This is a genomic window from Providencia sp. PROV201 (assembly GCF_028479545.1).
In the GTDB taxonomy this organism is placed as follows: Bacteria; Pseudomonadota; Gammaproteobacteria; order Enterobacterales; family Enterobacteriaceae; genus Providencia; species Providencia huaxiensis.
The window spans coordinates 102,816-120,612 of the sequence record NZ_JAMPNW010000010.1 but is presented as its reverse complement, the minus strand read 5'-3'; the positions used below and the strand labels follow the sequence as shown (position 1 = coordinate 120,612).

Sequence of the window (17,797 nt, the reverse complement as noted above, 5' to 3'; positions counted from 1 at the left end):
TTAGCATCCCATATCGATTGAAATTAATGCTTCTAATAAAGCATTATTATCTGCGCTATTAGCTACACAGACCTTTTGCCATCCACTTTTGCGGGCTTGGTCTGCAATCCGTTCACTGACGACAAGTAGGCGGCGGGAAAACCACCAAGTTTGGTATTCTTCAGTGATTAATTCTTCTAACAAGGCTAACATTTGACCACTCGTGATCACAACATCGGTAATACCGGTTTGAAACCATTGGTCATTGAACTGGGTTTTATCATAATGAACAGGGTGCCTTGCATAACATTCACAATAATCGACTTGTGCGCCACGAGACCTTAATGTCGATGCAAGCAGTTCTCTTCCGCCATTTCCACGCAATAACAGGGCTTTTTTCCCTTCAAGAAACTGCAAATCCGAATGGGTTAGGAGTACTTCACTAGTTTCCCCTTGCTCTGCCCAACGTACATTTTTACCGGTTATCCGTTGAAAAAACTGCCCTGTAGAACGACCAATTGCATAGTAAGATAACTTATCTGACCAGCTACGGGCCATTTGTTCAAGCGTTAAATTTGCGTATTCGACTGCATTTTTAGATAAAAGAAAGACTAAATCGTTCGCAGTAAGGCTATCAAGTTGAGAAATAAGGGTATTTAATTCAGCGCCGGGGCCAATGTGAATTAAAGGGGAGGAGAAGGCTTCTCCCCCTTTGGCAGTGATTGCCGTGATCAGCTCTGAACCTGCAGGCTCAGGGCGAGTGACAAGCACTTTCATGCAGGCGGGTTTCCTTGATAGACATCCGCCAAAATTTCCCTTGCACCACGCTCAAGTAATTCTTCAGCCAATGATACCCCTGCTTGGTTAGCTTCGCTTGGAGAAACGAGCCGTTCCCCACGAATAATCACGCTGCCGTCTGGGGCTCCCACCAAGGCACGCAGCCATATTTTGTCATCTTGCCAAATAGCATAACTGCCAATGGGGACTTGGCAACCGCCTTCAAGGCGCATATTCATCGCACGCTCAGCAAGGACACAGGTTGAGGTTGCGTTATTATTTAGCTTCGCAAGTAACTCACGGGTTTTACTGTCATTTAAACGGCATTCGATACCGACCGCTCCTTGGCCTACCGCAGGTAAGCACTGTTCTGGAGCGAGGGCGGTTTTAATTCGCGTTTCTAACCCCAAACGTTTTAACCCTGCAACGGCCAAAATAATAGCGTCATATTCACCGTTATCTAATTTTGATAGGCGTGTTCCTACATTGCCGCGTAAGTCGCGAATGACTAAATCAGGGCGGAGTTCCCTTAATTGGCATTGACGGCGTAAACTCGATGTCCCGACGATACTGCCCTCTGGCAATGCATCAAGACTATCGTAGTGGTTTGAAACAAAGGCATCTCGAGGATCTTCACGTTCACAAATCGTGACTAGCCCTAAGCCTTCAGGAAATTCAACAGGGACATCTTTCATCGAGTGAACGGCAATGTCAGCGCGCCCTTCCAATAAAGCAAGTTCTAGCTCTTTGACGAACAGCCCTTTTCCGCCAACTTTCGCGAGAGGTGTATCAAGGATGATGTCGCCTTTTGTCACCATAGGGACTAATTCAACCTGTAAGCCCGGGTGAAGCTGCTCTAATTTGTCTTTGACAAAGTGTGCTTGCCATAGGGCTAGAGGACTTTTGCGCGTTGCAATACGCACGATATTTGTTGATGTCATTTTTACTGTTTTCTCTGGCGAAGAATGCCGCAGATTAACCATACAATTGGCATTAGTTTTAACATGTTAAGGATATTTTTTCCAGTTAGGTGAAAAAACCCTCTTTGAATCGTTTATCACCGATTCACTTTTTCTACCATGATGCAAGAAAGAGATTCAAAATGAGATGACCTAGAACTGCTATTAAGTGATTTATTTAGCTTATCGTGCTATTTTTTGCGTGGAACATTCTGTGTTTTCTGTTAATTCGTGTTGAAGCGTGTAAGCACAGACGCTGTGCGTATTGTACTTAATATCATTCTATTTTGCTTTTTTACTAAACAACTGGGTAAAAAGAAATTATTCCATTGAAAAACAAGGGATATTTTACGGATTAAAAAATAAAAAGCCTTTTTATACAATATGTTGAAAAGCATTTTGTATCAAAAATAAGCGCGTAAAATTATGTGATCTACTTTACCCTTTTGATGCAAGGTGTTAAATTGATCACGTTTCCGACAATCCATTTGAAAATTATTTTAAATCTATCTCTATCTGTTGGGTGCTGGGAAATTCTCCGGTTTGTATTACTTTCATTCAATCAGGCGTAACCTTTGTATCTCTATATTGAAACCTTAAAACAAAGACTGGATGCGATAAACCAATTACGGTTGGAACGTGCAACAGCTTCTATGAGTGAAGCCTTCTCGAAGGTTTATAGCTTGCTGCCTGTTTTGTTTCATTATCATCATCCAATGATACCTGGTTTTATTGAGGGTAATGTGCCTCATGGTGTCTGTTTTTTCTCTCCTGATACAGAGCAAAAAAAATGGTTGGAGCCTTTTGCGCGTTTTCTGCCCACGATTGAAACCGAAACGAATGGTGAATTACCGATTACGGGTATTTACTCGATGGGGAGTACTTCATCTGTTGGGCAAAGTCAGTGTTCAGATATCGACGTTTGGGTTTGTCATCCTTCTTGGTTAGACCACGAAGAAAAACGTTTTTTGCAAAAGAAGTGCACCTTAATTGAACAGTGGGCAGCGTCTTTAGGCATTGATGTCACTGTTTTTCTAATCGATGAAAATCGTTTTCGTCATCATGCCAGTGGGCATATAGGTGGGGAGAACTGTGGTTCAACGCAACACATTCTATTATTAGATGAATTTTATCGAACTGCTGTGCGTATGGCGGGTAAACGTTTGCTGTGGACCATGGTACCGGTTGAAGAAGAGCAGCATTACGATGAATATGTTATGGGGTTATATGCACAAGGCGTGCTAACGCCTAATGAATGGCTTGATTTAGGCGGGTTAAGCGAACTTTCTGCTGCGGAATATTTCGGTGCAAGCCTATGGCAGTTGTACAAAAGTGTCGATTCCCCCTATAAAGCCGTGTTGAAGAGTATCTTGCTGGAGTCCTATTCATGGGACTATCCCAATGGCAAACTATTAGCGATGGAGTTTAAGCGTCATTTACATGCTGGCGAAATCGTGTGTTACGGCTTAGATTCATACTGTTTAATGTTAGAGCGAGTGACACGTTACCTGACTGAAATTAATGATTTAACTCGCCTTGATCTTATCCGTCGCTGTTTCTACTTGAAAGTATGTGAAAAACTGTCTGAAGAAGACGCTAACACGTGCTCAGGCTGGCGCCGTGATGTGTTGTCTCAGTTGGTTGAATCATGGGGGTGGGGATCAGCGCGTTTGTCGATACTCGATACGCGTAATCAGTGGAAAATTGAGCGTGTCCGTGAGGCGCATAACGAGTTACTTGACACGATGATGCAAAGTTATCGTAATCTTATTCGTTTTGCGCGTAGAAATAATTTAAGTGTTAGTGCAAGCCCACAAGATATTGGGGTATTAACCCGTAAATTATATGCGGCTTTTGAGGCCCTTCCTGGTAAGGTGACATTAGTTAACCCCCAAATTTCACCTGATTTAAGCGAAGCGCATCTCACCTTTATTTATGTGCCAGAAGGGCGCGCGAACCGGAGTGGTTGGTATCTGTATAACCAAGCACCAAATATTGATGCTATTATTGGGCATCAACCTCTTGAATATAACCGCTATTTAAATAAATTAGTGGCGTGGGCGTATTTTAATGGTCTGCTGACTGAGACAACCCAAGTTTATATGCATAATGGGAAATCCCAGTGTGATGAACGAAAACTGCTTGAGCTAATGCACGATGTTTCAAGTCATTTTCCTATCAGGTTACCCGCCCCAACGCCAAAAGCGCTTTATAGTCCGTGTGAAATCCGCCATCTTGCAATCATTGTTAATTTAGAAAAAGACCCAACACAGGTATATTCAGAGCAAGTCGTTCATGTTGATTTTAGAAAACTGGATATTTTCAGTTTTGGCGAATCACAACAATGCCTGATCGGTAGCATTGATTTGTTATATCGCAATTCGTGGAATGAGGTAAGAACGCTACATTTCAGCGGAGAACAGTGCATGTTAGAAGCACTTAAGACCATTTTAGGGAAAATGCATCAAGATGCATCGCCTCCTGAAGCGGTCGAGGTGTTTTGTTATAGTGAGCACTTACGTGGGTTGATTCGTACCCGTGTACAACAGCTAATATCTGAGTGTGTTGAATTACGTTTATCGAGCAACCGAAATGACCCTGGGCGTTTTAAAGCATTACGTATCGCGGGGCAAACGTGGGGTTTATTCTTTGAGCGCCTGAATGTATCCGTACAAAAACTTGAGAATGCGGTTGAGTTCTATGGGGCTATCTCCCATAACAAGCTGCATGGCTGGCCAGTTAAACTTCAGGCGAAGAGTGACAACCATTTGCCTGCCGTTGTTGATGGCTATGCGAGTGAAGGGATTGTACAGTTTTTCTTTGAAAATACTGCAGACAATACCGGTTTTAATATTTATGTTTTAGATGAAGCGAATCGGGTTGAAATTTATTCCCACTGTGAAGGGTCGAAAGAAGATCTTGTCCGTGATGTGAGTAAATTCTATTCTTCTTCCCACGACCGGTTTACCTATGGTGCAAATTTTATCAACTTCAATTTACCGCAATTTTACCAAATCATTAATCAAGATGGTAAAAACCAAGTTGTTGCATTTTCTGGCGGGACATGGCCATTTACGGCAGAAGATGATGACATTGGGTATGAAATGCATTCGAGCCAACCGCAGCACCCACAAGCGCACTATTATTGATGGTAGGCAGTATAACGCTGCCCACCGTCTAAACTCGTAACGCTTAGAATGAAAAGGGCTCTTGGCTTTGAAAAGCAATTGCCTCGGCTAGTTTAGTCTTAAATTCATGCCCTGAGCGGTCACAAATCCAATGACCTTGTTTATAATCATAATGGTACCCACCCTGTTTAGTTGCTAACCATATTTGGTGGAATGCCTCTTGTTTGTTGATAATAATTTTACTGCCATCTTCAAAGCTAAGGGTCATCACACCACCATTGATTTCACAATCAATATCGGCATCACCCTCATAGTTATCTAAATGCTCTTCGATGCTGCTTAGTAGCGTTTCGGCTAGCTGATGAAATTCGCTGTCATTCACGATTAATTTCCTGTTTGCTCACAATGGTTTAATTGAAATTATTATTGTTAATTGAAATTATAGGAGGGAACCTACATTGGGGTCAATCTAAGCATACCCACTAAAAATTTCAGACTAAATTTAGCCTAAAGTATATAATATCAGCATGCTGGATAAACAGGCGTGATTTGCGAGGCCACTCCTGTTATTGTGTAAAATATCAGATGTCAAAAGTAAGTATTACGGGCGAAAAAGAATGAAAAAAAGTTTAATTGGGCTTAGTGCACTAGTTGTTTTATTTACCCTTTCTGGCTGTGGCTTAAAAGGCCCGTTGTATTTTCCGCCGGAAGAAACTGCAGCTCCGGCTAAGGCATCTGATGTGCAACCTACCGCACAAGACAGTACTGCCAAAGAGCCGGCTCAAACCACAAATAATCAGTAAGTCGCCTCAATGGAGCGTGAAATGCAATTTTCTAAAATGCATGGCTTAGGCAATGACTTCATGGTTGTCGATGGTGTTACACAAAATGTGTATTTTTCGCCTGAATTGATTTGTCGGTTAGCAGATAGGCACACAGGCGTTGGGTTCGATCAACTACTATTAGTTGAAGCTCCTTATGACCCTGACCTTGATTTTCATTATCGTATTTTTAATGCGGATGGCAGTGAAGTTGCACAATGTGGCAATGGAGCCCGTTGTTTTGCTCGTTTTGTTAGGCTCAAAGGCTTAACGAATAAGCAAAAAATTAAAGTCAGTACTCAGTCCGGCCGTATGACATTAACCATAAATGAGAATGATGATGTCAGCGTTAATATGGGCGAACCTGATTTTGAACCGCAGAGAGTACCATTTCGCGCCGTCAAAGAAGAAAAGACCTATATTATTCGAGCACAAGAACGTACAGTGTTGTGTGGGGTTGTCTCAATGGGTAACCCGCATTGTGTGATTCAAGTTGAAAGTATTCATACGGCAGAAGTCGAAGTTTTAGGTCCCGCTTTAGAAAATCATGAGCGTTTTCCAGAACGTGCCAATATTGGTTTTATGGAAATTATCAGCGCTGACCACATTCGCTTGCGTGTTTATGAACGCGGGGCTGGGGAAACTCAAGCTTGTGGTAGCGGAGCATGCGCGGCTGTCGCAGTTGGAATTACTCAAGGGCTACTGGCGAAGCGGGTCAAAGTCGATTTGCCGGGGGGCTCATTAGATATCGCGTGGGAAGGCCCAGGGTCGCCACTTTATATGACAGGCCCTGCAACGCATGTTTATGACGGAGTCATTCAACTCTAATTTTGAATAGCTGAAGAGGGAAAAATGGATAAAACCAAAAAAGCACAGGAGTTGGTTCATCAGATTGATGAGCTTGATGTCGTGCGCTACTTAACGGAAAACCCCTATTTTTTTCTTCGTAATGCACAACTGTTGGAGCAACTAAAAGTCCCACATGTCGTGCGGGAAGCGATTTCATTGCCTGAGTTAGTGATGAGCCGTCAACGGTTGAAAATCAAAGAGCTCGAACAAGATATTCGTTTTATGGTTGAACAAGCCTATGAAAATGTGGAGCTTTTTGAAGAGTTGTTAGTGTTGGTGATTGAAATGTCATCAGCAGAAAGTTTACAGCAAATGCTGTTAGCACTAAATCGTTGGGCAAAAAGGCTGGGTTTATCCGGTGCTCAGGTACGCTTGTTTAGTGATAGCTGGCATTTGTCCGCACCTATGGATGCACATCAATTAGTTATTTCGCGTCGTGTCTTTGAACCCGTAAGAATTCAACGGTTTGGCGATAACCGTAACTACCTCGGTCGGCTAAATGGCCCTGAAATCCAACTACTTTTACCAGATGCATTAAATGTCGGCTCAGTCGCTATTTCACTGTTTGGTCATCACGGTGAATCAGGTATGGTCATTTTTACTAGCCGGGATCGTGAACACTATCAACATGATATGGGAACAGTCATGTTGGAAAAAGTCGCTCAAATTCTACCGAGGTTATTATGCCAATGGATAGAACGCCTGTAAAAAATCAGCCAGAAGGGCTGATGAGCCAAATTGAAGCTTTTCTGCATTATTTGCGAGTTGAACGCCGGTTAAGCCCTGTCACTATCACTAATTATCGCCGCCAACTCAGCGTTATCGTGGAAATGTTAGCCTCCTTAAATATCCACGAATGGCAAAAAGTGGATGCGACTATTGTGCGCAATGTTGCCGCTAAAAGTCGTAAATCGGGCTTGCAAGCGGCAAGTATGGCGTTGCGGTTATCATCGCTACGTAGTTTTTTTGATTGGATGGTTCATCAAGGGGAACTACCAGCAAACCCGGCAAAAGCAATCCATGCCCCTAAATCTAAAAAGCGTCTCCCTAAAAATATGGATGTGGATGAAGTTTCCCAACTGTTGAATATGGATAGTGGCGACCCCCTTGTTGTACGTGACCGAACAATGCTTGAAGTGATGTACGGTGCGGGGTTACGTTTATCTGAGCTCGTTGGGCTGGACGTTCGTCATCTTGATTTAAATACGGGTGAAGTGTGGGTGATGGGAAAAGGGAGCAAAGAGCGCAGAGTGCCAATGGGTAAAACAGCGGTGAGCTGGCTGCAGCGTTGGCTTGAGATGCGAGAACTCTATGACCCAGAAGATGACGCTGTTTTTATCTCAACCCAAAGTGGCAAACGTATTTCGAATAGGAACGTACAGAAACGTTTTGAGCAATGGGGAATAAAACAAGGGGTTAATAGCCACATTAATCCCCATAAATTACGCCACTCTTTTGCGACACATATCCTTGAATCAAGTGGGAATTTACGTGGAGTGCAAGAACTTCTTGGGCATGCAAATTTATCGACGACACAAATCTATACGCACCTTGATTTTCAGCACTTAGCAAACGTTTATGATGTGGCTCATCCGAGAGCAAAGAGGGAGAAACCTTAATGCATTTTTACCGTCCGTTATCACCCATTTTGGCGATCACGTTTGATTTGGATGACACGCTTTACGATAACCATCCCGTTATTGATAAAACGGAAGAAGAAGTTTTACGTTTTGTTCGTGAATATGACCCGCGCTTTAATCATTTTAATAATGAAGATCTTTATGCTTTTCGGCGTCTTGTTGAAGAACAAGAGCCTGATATTTATCATGATATATCACGCTGGCGTTGGCTTTCTTCCAAAATGATGCTTTGCCATTATGGTTACTCGAAAGACGCCGCACAAAAAGGGGCGGATGATATCATGGCGCACTTCACATATTGGCGAAATAGAATCGATATCCCGCAATCCACCCATGAAACACTGCGTCAGCTCGCAGAGAAAGTTCCGCTGGTGGCGATTACTAATGGAAATGCAGAACCTGAAGCATGTGGGTTAGGCCAATATTTTCAATTTGTATTGAAAGCAGGGCCCGACGGCCGCTCAAAGCCATTTTGTGATATGTACCGTTTAGCTGCGAAGCGGCTTGAGATGGAGCCACAGTTTATTCTTCATGTTGGGGATAACTTGCTGACGGATGTTGAAGGTGCAATTAACAGCGGCATGCAAGCCTGCTGGATCAACACAAATCAAAAAACACTGATGGAAGAGAAAGAGGTGCGTTTATTACCGCATGTGGAAATTTCGCGGTTGGATTCTCTCTTATCATTGGTATAATCATTTACTGTATAAAAAAACAGTGGCAATCGCCATTGTCAATAACCTCACAGTGGTGTTAGCCACTGTTTTGCTTTGATGGTAACTATGGACGTCTCTTATCTGCTTGAAGGTCTTAATGACAAACAGCGCGAAGCGGTTGCCGCACCGCGTACCAATTTACTTGTCCTTGCGGGGGCGGGTAGTGGTAAAACTCGGGTGCTAGTGCATCGAATCGCATGGCTGATGTCTGTGGAAAATGCTTCTCCATTTTCAATTATGGCAGTGACGTTCACGAACAAAGCAGCGGCAGAGATGCGGTACAGAATCAATCAATTGATTGGAACCAGTGAAGGCGGAATGTGGATAGGAACATTCCACGGCTTAGCGCATCGTTTATTGCGCCAACACTATATGGATGCCAATTTACCCCAAGATTTCCAAATTCTCGATAGCGATGACCAATACCGTTTAATTCGTCGTTTACTTAAAGCGATGAATTTAGATGAAAAACAATGGCCACCACGTCAGGGGATGTGGTACATCAATGGTAAAAAAGATGAGGGTCTGCGTCCTCAGCACATTGAAGCTTACGGAAACCCAGTCGAAGCCACATGGCTAAAAGTATACCAAGCTTACCAAGAAGCCTGTGATAGAGCCGGGCTCGTGGATTTTGCTGAGCTATTATTACGTGCCCATGAACTGTGGTTAAACAAGCCTCATGTATTGCAGCATTATCGTGAGCGTTTTACCAATATTCTTGTCGATGAATTCCAAGATACCAATAATATTCAATATGCATGGATCCGTGTACTTGCGGGGGATACAGGCAAAGTCATGATTGTTGGTGATGATGACCAGTCAATCTATGGTTGGCGTGGCGCTCAAGTCGAAAATATCCAGCGCTTTCTTAATGATTTTCCTGGTGCAGAAACTATCCGTCTTGAGCAAAACTATCGCTCAACGAATAATATATTAAAAGCAGCGAATACATTGATCGCGAATAATAGTGACCGTTTAGGAAAAAATTTATGGACGGAAGGTGGAGATGGCGAGCCAATTTCCCTCTATTGTGCTTTTAATGAGTTAGATGAAGCCCGCTATGTGGTTGGGCGTATTAAGCAATGGCATGAAAATGGGGGAGCTTTACAAGATTGCGCGATGCTGTACCGTAGTAATGCCCAGTCTCGTGTATTGGAAGAAGCGCTCATCCAAAGTGCTATGCCATATCGTATCTATGGTGGGCAACGTTTCTTTGAACGCCAAGAAATCAAAGATGCGCTTTCTTATTTAAGGCTGATCGCAAACCGCAATGATGATGCTTCCTTTGAACGGGTGGTCAATACACCAACACGCGGGATTGGGGACAGAACCTTAGATACTGTTCGCCAAACTGCACGGGATCAACAACTGACCTTATGGGAAAGTTGTGAGTACTTACTTCGCGAGCAGGTTTTGGGAGGGCGGGCAGCCGCTGCAATTGAGCGTTTCTTAGAATTAGTCGATGCATTAGCTAAAGAAACCCAAGACATGCCATTACACGTTCAAGCTGATAGAGTGATTAATGACTCAGGCTTACGAGCGATGTATGAGCAAGAAAAAGGTGAAAAAGCACAGGCACGTATTGAAAACTTGGAAGAGCTAGTCAACGCGACTCGTGACTTTAGTTATCAAGATGAAGACCAAGACTTAATGCCACTGCAGGTTTTTCTTTCTCATGCGGCATTGGAAGCGGGGGACGGGCAAGCGGATGTCAGTCAAGATGCGGTTCAATTGATGACTTTGCATTCAGCTAAAGGTCTAGAGTTTCCAGTTGTATTCATTGTGGGAATGGAAGAAGGTATGTTCCCAAGCCAGATGTCGATGGATGAAAGCGGTCGCCTTGAAGAAGAGCGTCGCCTTGCCTATGTCGGTATTACCCGAGCAATGGAAAAACTCACGATCACCTACGCAGAAAGCCGTCGGTTATATGGTAAAGAAGTTTATCACCGTCCTTCACGTTTTATCGGTGAGCTACCCACCGAGTGTGTGGAAGAAGTACGTTTAAGAGCGACAGTTTCTCGGCCTGTTAGCCACCAGCGTCTTGGAACCCCGATTAGCCAAAATGATTCGGGTTATTCATTAGGGCAACGAGTGATGCACCCAAAATTTGGTGAAGGCACGATTATTAATTTAGAAGGTAGTGGCGAGCACTGTCGTCTACAAATTGCTTTTCAAGGGCAAGGGATTAAATGGCTGGTGGCTTCTTATGCACGGCTAGAAATGCTGTAGATCTCAATTCAATATAGTACCGCGAAGAATTGCGGTACTAATCTACAAATAAATATAATAGAAATTATATAACACTGAATAATGTATCCTTTATTTTATAAATTAATGATATATTTAAACTGTTTGTTTTTTATTTTAACTTGCGATAATCTTTATTCTCATTTTTGATTAAATTAATTAATGGAGATTATTCATATGGAAAATGAAATTTTTGAAAATATAAATCAAAAGCTAGATTTACTTAGGTTGAAAGTAGAAAGAGTTAATAAGTTATTAATTAGTGTAAATAATAGTGCTGATGAATCAATAGAGAGAATGGATTCTGTTCGTGAGGGTTTGTTAGTATCTAAAAGGCGTGATTCGGATAAAATTAAAAATACCATGAATACGGTTGAAGTTAAAATAATGAAAAAATTATCTGAGCAGTATAATAAAGTAAAACAAATTTCTAATATGTTATTAAAGCAAGAGTCCATGCTTACCGATTTGAAAGAAGAAAATTGGCATTATAGTCAATTTGAAATTGATATATATATCAAGGAAGTCAATCAAGATTTGCAAAATAATGAGATTTGGAATCAGCCAGAAAATAATTTCAAGAAAATAGATTTTATTAATCATGGCGGATTACGGGGCATGATTTTCACACCTATTTCTAGTTTCAATAGAAAAAGTAATGAGTTAGCTAAAGAGATTTATGAAGTTGAAATGTTAATGAAAGAAATGAATCGAGAGCGTTTAAATATTGAATTACATTTCTTTAAAGATATGAATATACCTACATCATCGCCTACTCAACTCCAACAGCCAGATACACTCGCTGAGCAAATTGTAGGATTCAAACCGGCTTATGAGAGTAATGCTTCATCAAGTATTGATTCACTAATATTGGATCAAAAACCCATCATTCAAATTAAAGGTTGTGTCGGAAGAACGGCAATGTGTGGAATAACACACTAAAGATATCATCTTGCTAATTGGTTGGGGGGCTCACTGGTTACCGTGAGGCCCCTTAATTAATATCCTATCGAGGGGGGAAACTCATTTAGTATCAATATAGTAGATTTCACTCGAAAGCCTGCATTTAGAAACGCCTACTTTTAGGATTAATCATCGATATAGTTGTTGAATCATCAAGATTCACGTTTTTTATTTTAATTTTTTCCGACAATAAAGTATAAAATCTTACCTAATAACCATTCTTATATTCATCATGTCTATCAATAAACTCATTGATTCACTTTCCTCACAAGGTTGGTATGTGTGGAACGATTTTCTGACCTTGTCAGATATTAAAACGATAAAACAATGTATACCAAACACATTGCAAGATGCACGTATTGGGCATAGAGATTCATTACAAGGTAATAAAGCTGTTCGCGCTGATCAAACTATTTGGTTAGAACCTGAAATGGGGGCGCCTATCACCCATTATCTCGATAAAATGGAACAGATAAGGCAAGAGTTAAACTGCCAGCTTTATCTAGGGCTACGTGATTTTGAAACGCATTTCTGCCGTTATCCTAATGGTGGATTTTATAAAAAGCATCTTGATAACCCAAGAGGACAAGGGCGTCGTAAGGTGACTACTGTTTTATATATGAATGAAACATGGCAAACAGGAGATGGCGGTGAACTTGTTGTCTACGACAAAGAAAACAATCAACTGTTTGAACTAGAACCTCGGGCTGGCCGAATGATTTTTTTCATGTCTGAAGAATTTCCACATGAAGTGTTACCGACTCAACAAAAACGAGAAAGCATTGCTGGTTGGTTTTTAACAGAAAAAATACTCTAATCCGTTCAGGCTATTACCACCTCTGACTGAGGTGGCTGATAGAAGTATTCTCATTATTTATACATACAACAAATTTTATAACAGCGGTTTCAATATATTAATTTGATTTTTTGTTTTTCTTGATATTAAAGTTATTCGAGTCTTAGTGTTTTAATATTCAATTATTGACTGTATTTTCTATTCTGTTAATCAATTATATAAAAGGAGTTTATAAATGAACGATACTGATAAATTTGGTTATGGTTCTAAACAATCCCAACAAGGTGTTAGCGTTATAGAGTATGAGCGCCAATTAGAAAAAGCATTGAAGGAATTAAGTGAGAAAAATATAGGCGATACTGTGATAGTTAATTCTAATAATGATATGTCATCATTAATTCAAAATGTAAATCATTTCCCAGCGCAAAAAGACTATTTATTAGTGATTGAAGTAGGCGGTTATTCATCTAAATTGAATAGTTCGATTTTTTATGATTTTAAATAGGTTTATTTTAGAATTCGAATAATTAAATATTCTCTAATATTGCATTAAATTATGTGCCACCCTAATAAGAGGTGGCACTAATTTTACATCAATCGCTTGAATTCATTTCCTAAAAAAGTAATTACTGCGTTTCCTCTTTCTATTTGATAATGAGAATGATGGCGTTGTTTATCCAGATCATTAATTTGTTGTGACTGGTGCTCATTCAGTTTCCATTGTATTAATTGTTTTGCGAGCTTTTTGTTAGCGTGTTGGCTACGCTCAGATTGCACTTTGACAGTGATCCCCGTGGCTACATGCTTCGCTCTAACCGCAGAGGACGTTTTATTAACATGCTGCCCCCCAGCCCCTTGCGCTTTGGTAAACTCAAATTCAATTTCACTTTCTTCGATAGGTTGAACAGGGGAAAATTGAGTTACGCTTAAGAACCAGTTTTTTCGTTTATGCCGTGGCCGAATAGGGCTTTGGCATTGCCACTGGATCGTACCACACCAATTGCTTGCTAAAGGTTCAGCACCTGCACCCTCTAAGCAAACTAGGGCAGACCTCAGCCCTTTTTTAGATGGAAAAGACTCTAAGACATCATAAGTGACATGATATTTTTTAGCCTCTTGCAGAAAGCAGGCAAGAGCCTTTTCGACAGCAATACAGCACTCTTCCGGCCCTTGAGCTGAGGAGAATTGTAATAAGATCATTAACATTCTCCACTGGTTTTGTATGTGATGATGGGTCTAAGGCGTGCAACCACTTGAATGACACCAATATTCACCATACTTTCAATGACAGTATCAATAGATTTATAAGATTGTGGAGCTTCTTCGTAAATCAATTGTTTGTTTGCACAGATAACACGACTACCTAGAGCCGTTCTTGATAATTGAATTGGTGTATATTTATGCGATAAACGCCCTTTACACTCAGTTCGCATCCATTTACGCCCAGCGCCGTGAGCAAGAGAATTCAGACAAACTTCATTCGGCTGTGGGGAAACCAGATAACTGTAATCACCTCGAGAACCTGGGATAACGACTAGCCCGCGATCTGATGGTGTGGCGCCTTTTCGGTGTATCCATCCATCAATACCATTAATTTTACAAGCTTCAACTAGGTTATGATTGAGGTCGAGTATGCGTTTACCCTTAGATTTAACTTGCTGCAGCATACGTAAACCGATCATCTGACGATTTAGCTGGGCAAAATTCAAGGCATTCTGATGTGCTTCCAGATAATCTTTTGCATCTTGAGTACTGTCTATAAGCCCATTATGGCTATGACTTTCTACATGCTGGCGAAGGATTGATTGGCCTAAACCACGAGAGCCACTGTGAACTAATAACAGTAATTGTTGTTTATCTAAGCCACTCATACTGAATAATTCTGTATTTAATATTTCGTCAACAGATTGAAATTCAGCAAAATGATTTCCACCGCCAATAGAACTTAATGATGACATAAAATCATGTGATTGCATGTTATTTGGAACATGCTCTTCAAGCCATGATAAAGGCGCATGATCTGGCATCTCAGAAAGTTGTTTTTCGAGCTTATCGAGGTTAACTTTCGATTTTTTAAGATCAGTTTGGAACAGCGCCATTCCGCAGCCGATGTCATTGCCAACTAACGCGGGATAAAAGCGCTTGGTAGAGAAAAATGCCGCGCCAATCGGGTATCCTCGACCTGGATGAAGATCAGGCATGCCGACAACAGATACCATATCAGGTAAGCTTGCAGTTGTTTGTAATTGTTGGATTGCTTTACTTTCAATCCATGTAGACCCTGTGGCGATATAGCTAACTTGCTGATCCACAGTATGTAAGGTATTGCCCATAAGCTATTAACTCATTTTTAATTGAAAAATAAGGTGAATTAGCAGGCAAAATTAAGAAAATAGATTAACTAACGAGAGTGGCTATTTCTGAGAGTGCCCGCAAAGAGTTTGATTAGTTGTTGTCATGGTAAACCTCCTTGCAGTTAGTAGATGAATAGAAAACGTTGCGGATACTAACGGTAACTTTTTTCTTTTGCAAGCGCAATTTTTAAAATTGCGGATTTTTAGTCTTTTTCTGAAGTTAATATATAAAAACAATATAGAAACAAATAATTTAAATCTATTAATGATATTTTATTTAATAATTTTCAAATAAATAATTAGATGATTAGATTTATATTTTTATTTATTTTAATGGAATTAAGCGTGAGTGAAATATAAAAGTTTGTTATTATTTTTGCGGGTGCTTGAGCCTTTCTGGTTCAAGCATATTAAGTTGGATAAAATGTTTGGATTAGAAATGGAAAAGCCCCGTTAGTTATTATTAACCAACGAGGCCCAAACCTAACCCGACAGTTAGGATTGTGCCTCTTAACCATTAAGAGGTCAAGGGAAATGAGCAAGTTCGCAGTGATTGCGTTTGTTTCAGCGTGTATTACCGTGTTTAGTATTTCAGTACTAATACGAGACAGACTTTGTCTAATTGTCATTAGTCATGGAAATACAGTTGTTCAAACAACGTTTTCTTACGAAGAGTAATGTTGCTTTACGAGGGAAGTTATTCCCTCGTAATTTCCCGATTTAATTGTGAGTATTCAGGTTTGGAATTAAGTGCCCAATTAAAAACACCCCAAGATATTATTTAATCTTTGGGGTGTTTATTTATTTATCTATCTAAATAAATAATTAAATTATTAAGCAATATGTACAGTTTTTCCGCCAATAATTGTGCGTAATACTTTTACATTCTCAATATCATCAGCTGGGATCTCAAATACATTACGATCTAGCACGATCATATCTGCAAATTTTCCAGCTTCTAATGAGCCAAGTACATCTTCACGGTGCTGTGCATAAGCGGAGTCTATCGTAGCAGAGCGCAAAACTTCAATTACCGTTAAGTCTCGGTCATTATCCAGCCTCGGTGCTTTTTGGCCATTAATATCACGGCCACGGCGTGTTGCTGCCACTTTTAAGTCATACCACTCGTCGAAATCATCGATTGGCCAGTCACTACCAAATGCAACAACCGCGCCCGCGTCAACAAATTTAGCGATGGGTTCAAGTTGCTCAAAACGTTCATCACCGAGCATTTTTTTCTCAAAAGCGGCGAGTTCTGGCGTTGGAGCGGCCCACTGGAAAGATAAGCAAGCGATGGTTTTCAAACGCGCAAAACGTGCATAGTCATCGGCATGGACTAATTCATTGTGAGCGAGTCCTGGGCGAATATCTTTTTCTGGGTGTGCAGCTCGCATTTTTTCTATCGCATCTAAAACGATGGAAACGGCGCCTTCACCTACAGTATGCAAGTGAGGGTCATAGCCCGCTGCGGCAATTTTTTCCATTAATTCATCAAGAATCTCAGCCGTGAAATACAAATCACCGTAGTTATCGGTTTCTACCCAATTTGGCGCGTCATCCGTGCCCTGATTGATGCGGTATGGCTGCAATAACGACGCTGTCATCGTTGGAAATTGCATGACACCATCAACAAACATTTTAATATTATTTAAGCCAATACCTGGGGTTGGTATCCAATCGGCTTGGTGCCATTTTTTGGCAAATGCAACGGCTTTATCCACAGCTGCTGCTACTGAGGCAACATCAGGTGTTTCATCTGGGGTAATTTCACGAGCTGCTTGGAAGCGGATCGTCAAGTCGCCACGTTGCTGTAATTGAGAAAAGGCTTCAAGCTGTTGTTCTGAAACGCGGGCATCCATCACCATAGTCACACCTTGCTGATTAAGTACTTTCTGTACTAATTCAGCAACTTCAATAGCTTGGTCGTCACGAATTGAAGGAATGCTATCGGCAGCACGCATAGCTGGCGCGTCTTCAAGGATACCGTTCAACTCGCCATTCTCGTATTTACCAATCTTACCATCGGGTGGCTCAGGCGTATCTTTGGTGATACCAAATAATTCGAGTGCACGGCTATTTGCGAGCAATGTATGGCAGTCATTTGAAAATAATACGACAGGGCGTTTTGTATTGAGCTTGTCCATATCTTCACGGTACATATCAACACCCGCAGGGATCATACCTTGGCGTAGCCATGCTGTGACTTTGAGCCAATCATTTTCCCCTGTACGAGGGTCTTTATCGAGGTGATCTTGTACACGCGTTAAAATTTGGTCGATAGTTAACGATTCATAATTTAAATGACAACCGAAGAGTTGAATACCGCCCCAAAAAGGGTGCATATGACCATCAATGATGCCAGGCATCATCATTTTGCCTTCGAGATCGATACTCTCTGTTTCAGGGCCAACATATTGATGAAGTTCATCAGAGGTGCCTGCGGCAAGAATGTAACCATCACGAACAGCAACCGCATCGACAACGCGATTTTTATCATCTGCGGTATATATATAACCGTTAAAATAAATAACGTCAGCTAATTGATTATTCATTGTAAACCGTCTGTAT

At 41.1% G+C, this 17,797-nt stretch carries 16 protein-coding genes; 10 read left to right on the top strand and 6 right to left on the bottom strand.

The features are described 5' to 3' along the window. Both PR809_RS10570 and hemC read right to left on the bottom strand, forming a co-directional pair. On the bottom strand, nt 1–756 hold the full coding sequence (locus PR809_RS10570) for a uroporphyrinogen-III synthase (protein WP_166263941.1): 756 nt from the start codon (nt 754–756) through the stop codon (nt 1–3). After that, on the bottom strand, nt 753–1,697 hold the full coding sequence (gene hemC / locus PR809_RS10565; RefSeq protein ID WP_166263943.1) for a hydroxymethylbilane synthase: 945 nt from the start codon (nt 1,695–1,697) through the stop codon (nt 753–755). Before hemC ends, PR809_RS10570 begins: the two co-directional genes overlap by 4 nt. Before the next feature lie 593 nt (nt 1,698–2,290). On the opposite strand from hemC, the gene PR809_RS10560 reads away from it, so the two are divergent. Continuing rightward, the gene (locus PR809_RS10560; protein ID WP_102139881.1) at nt 2,291–4,864 is read left to right on the top strand and encodes a class I adenylate cyclase; all 2,574 of its coding nucleotides are present in this window, start codon (nt 2,291–2,293) and stop codon (nt 4,862–4,864) included. A gap of 43 nt (nt 4,865–4,907) precedes the next feature. On the opposite strand, the gene cyaY is transcribed toward PR809_RS10560, so the two are convergent. Continuing rightward, the gene (gene cyaY, locus PR809_RS10555) at nt 4,908–5,225 is read right to left on the bottom strand and encodes an iron donor protein CyaY (RefSeq protein ID WP_102139882.1); all 318 of its coding nucleotides are present in this window, start codon (nt 5,223–5,225) and stop codon (nt 4,908–4,910) included. A gap of 235 nt (nt 5,226–5,460) precedes the next feature. On the opposite strand from cyaY, the gene lptM reads away from it, so the two are divergent. The 9 genes from lptM to PR809_RS10510 all read left to right on the top strand — a co-directional run bounded on the left by lptM (nt 5,461) and on the right by PR809_RS10510 (nt 13,380). After that, on the top strand, nt 5,461–5,646 hold the full coding sequence (gene lptM / locus PR809_RS10550; RefSeq protein WP_004906065.1) for an LPS translocon maturation chaperone LptM: 186 nt from the start codon (nt 5,461–5,463) through the stop codon (nt 5,644–5,646). Nucleotides 5,647–5,667: 21 nt separating this feature from the next. Further along, on the top strand, nt 5,668–6,492 hold the full coding sequence (gene dapF / locus PR809_RS10545) for a diaminopimelate epimerase (RefSeq protein WP_102139884.1): 825 nt from the start codon (nt 5,668–5,670) through the stop codon (nt 6,490–6,492). 24 nt (nt 6,493–6,516) lie between these two features. After that, on the top strand, nt 6,517–7,221 hold the full coding sequence (locus PR809_RS10540) for a DUF484 family protein (RefSeq protein WP_206276150.1): 705 nt from the start codon (nt 6,517–6,519) through the stop codon (nt 7,219–7,221). Next, on the top strand, nt 7,203–8,132 hold the full coding sequence (gene xerC / locus PR809_RS10535; RefSeq protein WP_102139885.1) for a tyrosine recombinase XerC: 930 nt from the start codon (nt 7,203–7,205) through the stop codon (nt 8,130–8,132). The genes PR809_RS10540 and xerC overlap by 19 nt, the downstream gene beginning before the upstream one ends. Beyond that, entirely contained in the window at nt 8,132–8,848 is a 717-nt protein-coding gene (yigB, locus tag PR809_RS10530) for a 5-amino-6-(5-phospho-D-ribitylamino)uracil phosphatase YigB (RefSeq protein ID WP_102139886.1), read from the top strand. The genes xerC and yigB overlap by 1 nt, the downstream gene beginning before the upstream one ends. Before the next feature lie 78 nt (nt 8,849–8,926). After that, entirely contained in the window at nt 8,927–11,098 is a 2,172-nt protein-coding gene (gene uvrD, locus PR809_RS10525) for a DNA helicase II (protein ID WP_206276149.1), read from the top strand. 195 nt (nt 11,099–11,293) lie between these two features. Beyond that, entirely contained in the window at nt 11,294–12,058 is a 765-nt protein-coding gene (locus PR809_RS10520) for a hypothetical protein (protein ID WP_272524525.1), read from the top strand. Nucleotides 12,059–12,311: 253 nt separating this feature from the next. Next, nucleotides 12,312–12,896: a 2OG-Fe(II) oxygenase gene (locus PR809_RS10515; RefSeq protein ID WP_102139889.1), complete on the top strand. Its 585-nt coding sequence runs from the start codon at nt 12,312–12,314 to the stop codon at nt 12,894–12,896. A gap of 214 nt (nt 12,897–13,110) precedes the next feature. Then, nucleotides 13,111–13,380: a hypothetical protein gene (locus PR809_RS10510; protein WP_206276180.1), complete on the top strand. Its 270-nt coding sequence runs from the start codon at nt 13,111–13,113 to the stop codon at nt 13,378–13,380. An 83-nt stretch (nt 13,381–13,463) separates the two neighbouring features. On the opposite strand, the gene prfH is transcribed toward PR809_RS10510, so the two are convergent. The 3 genes from prfH to PR809_RS10495 form a co-directional block, all read right to left on the bottom strand. After that, nucleotides 13,464–14,075 (bottom strand): peptide chain release factor H, encoded by a 612-nt coding sequence (gene prfH / locus PR809_RS10505; RefSeq protein WP_166263959.1) that lies wholly within the window; start codon nt 14,073–14,075, stop codon nt 13,464–13,466. Continuing rightward, entirely contained in the window at nt 14,075–15,208 is a 1,134-nt protein-coding gene (locus PR809_RS10500; RefSeq protein WP_102139892.1) for an RNA ligase RtcB family protein, read from the bottom strand. The genes prfH and PR809_RS10500 overlap by 1 nt, the downstream gene beginning before the upstream one ends. An 854-nt stretch (nt 15,209–16,062) precedes the next feature. Then, nucleotides 16,063–17,781, bottom strand: a complete 1,719-nt coding sequence (locus PR809_RS10495) for an amidohydrolase (RefSeq protein WP_206276178.1) — start codon at nt 17,779–17,781, stop codon at nt 16,063–16,065. Nucleotides 17,782–17,797 lie beyond the last annotated feature (16 nt).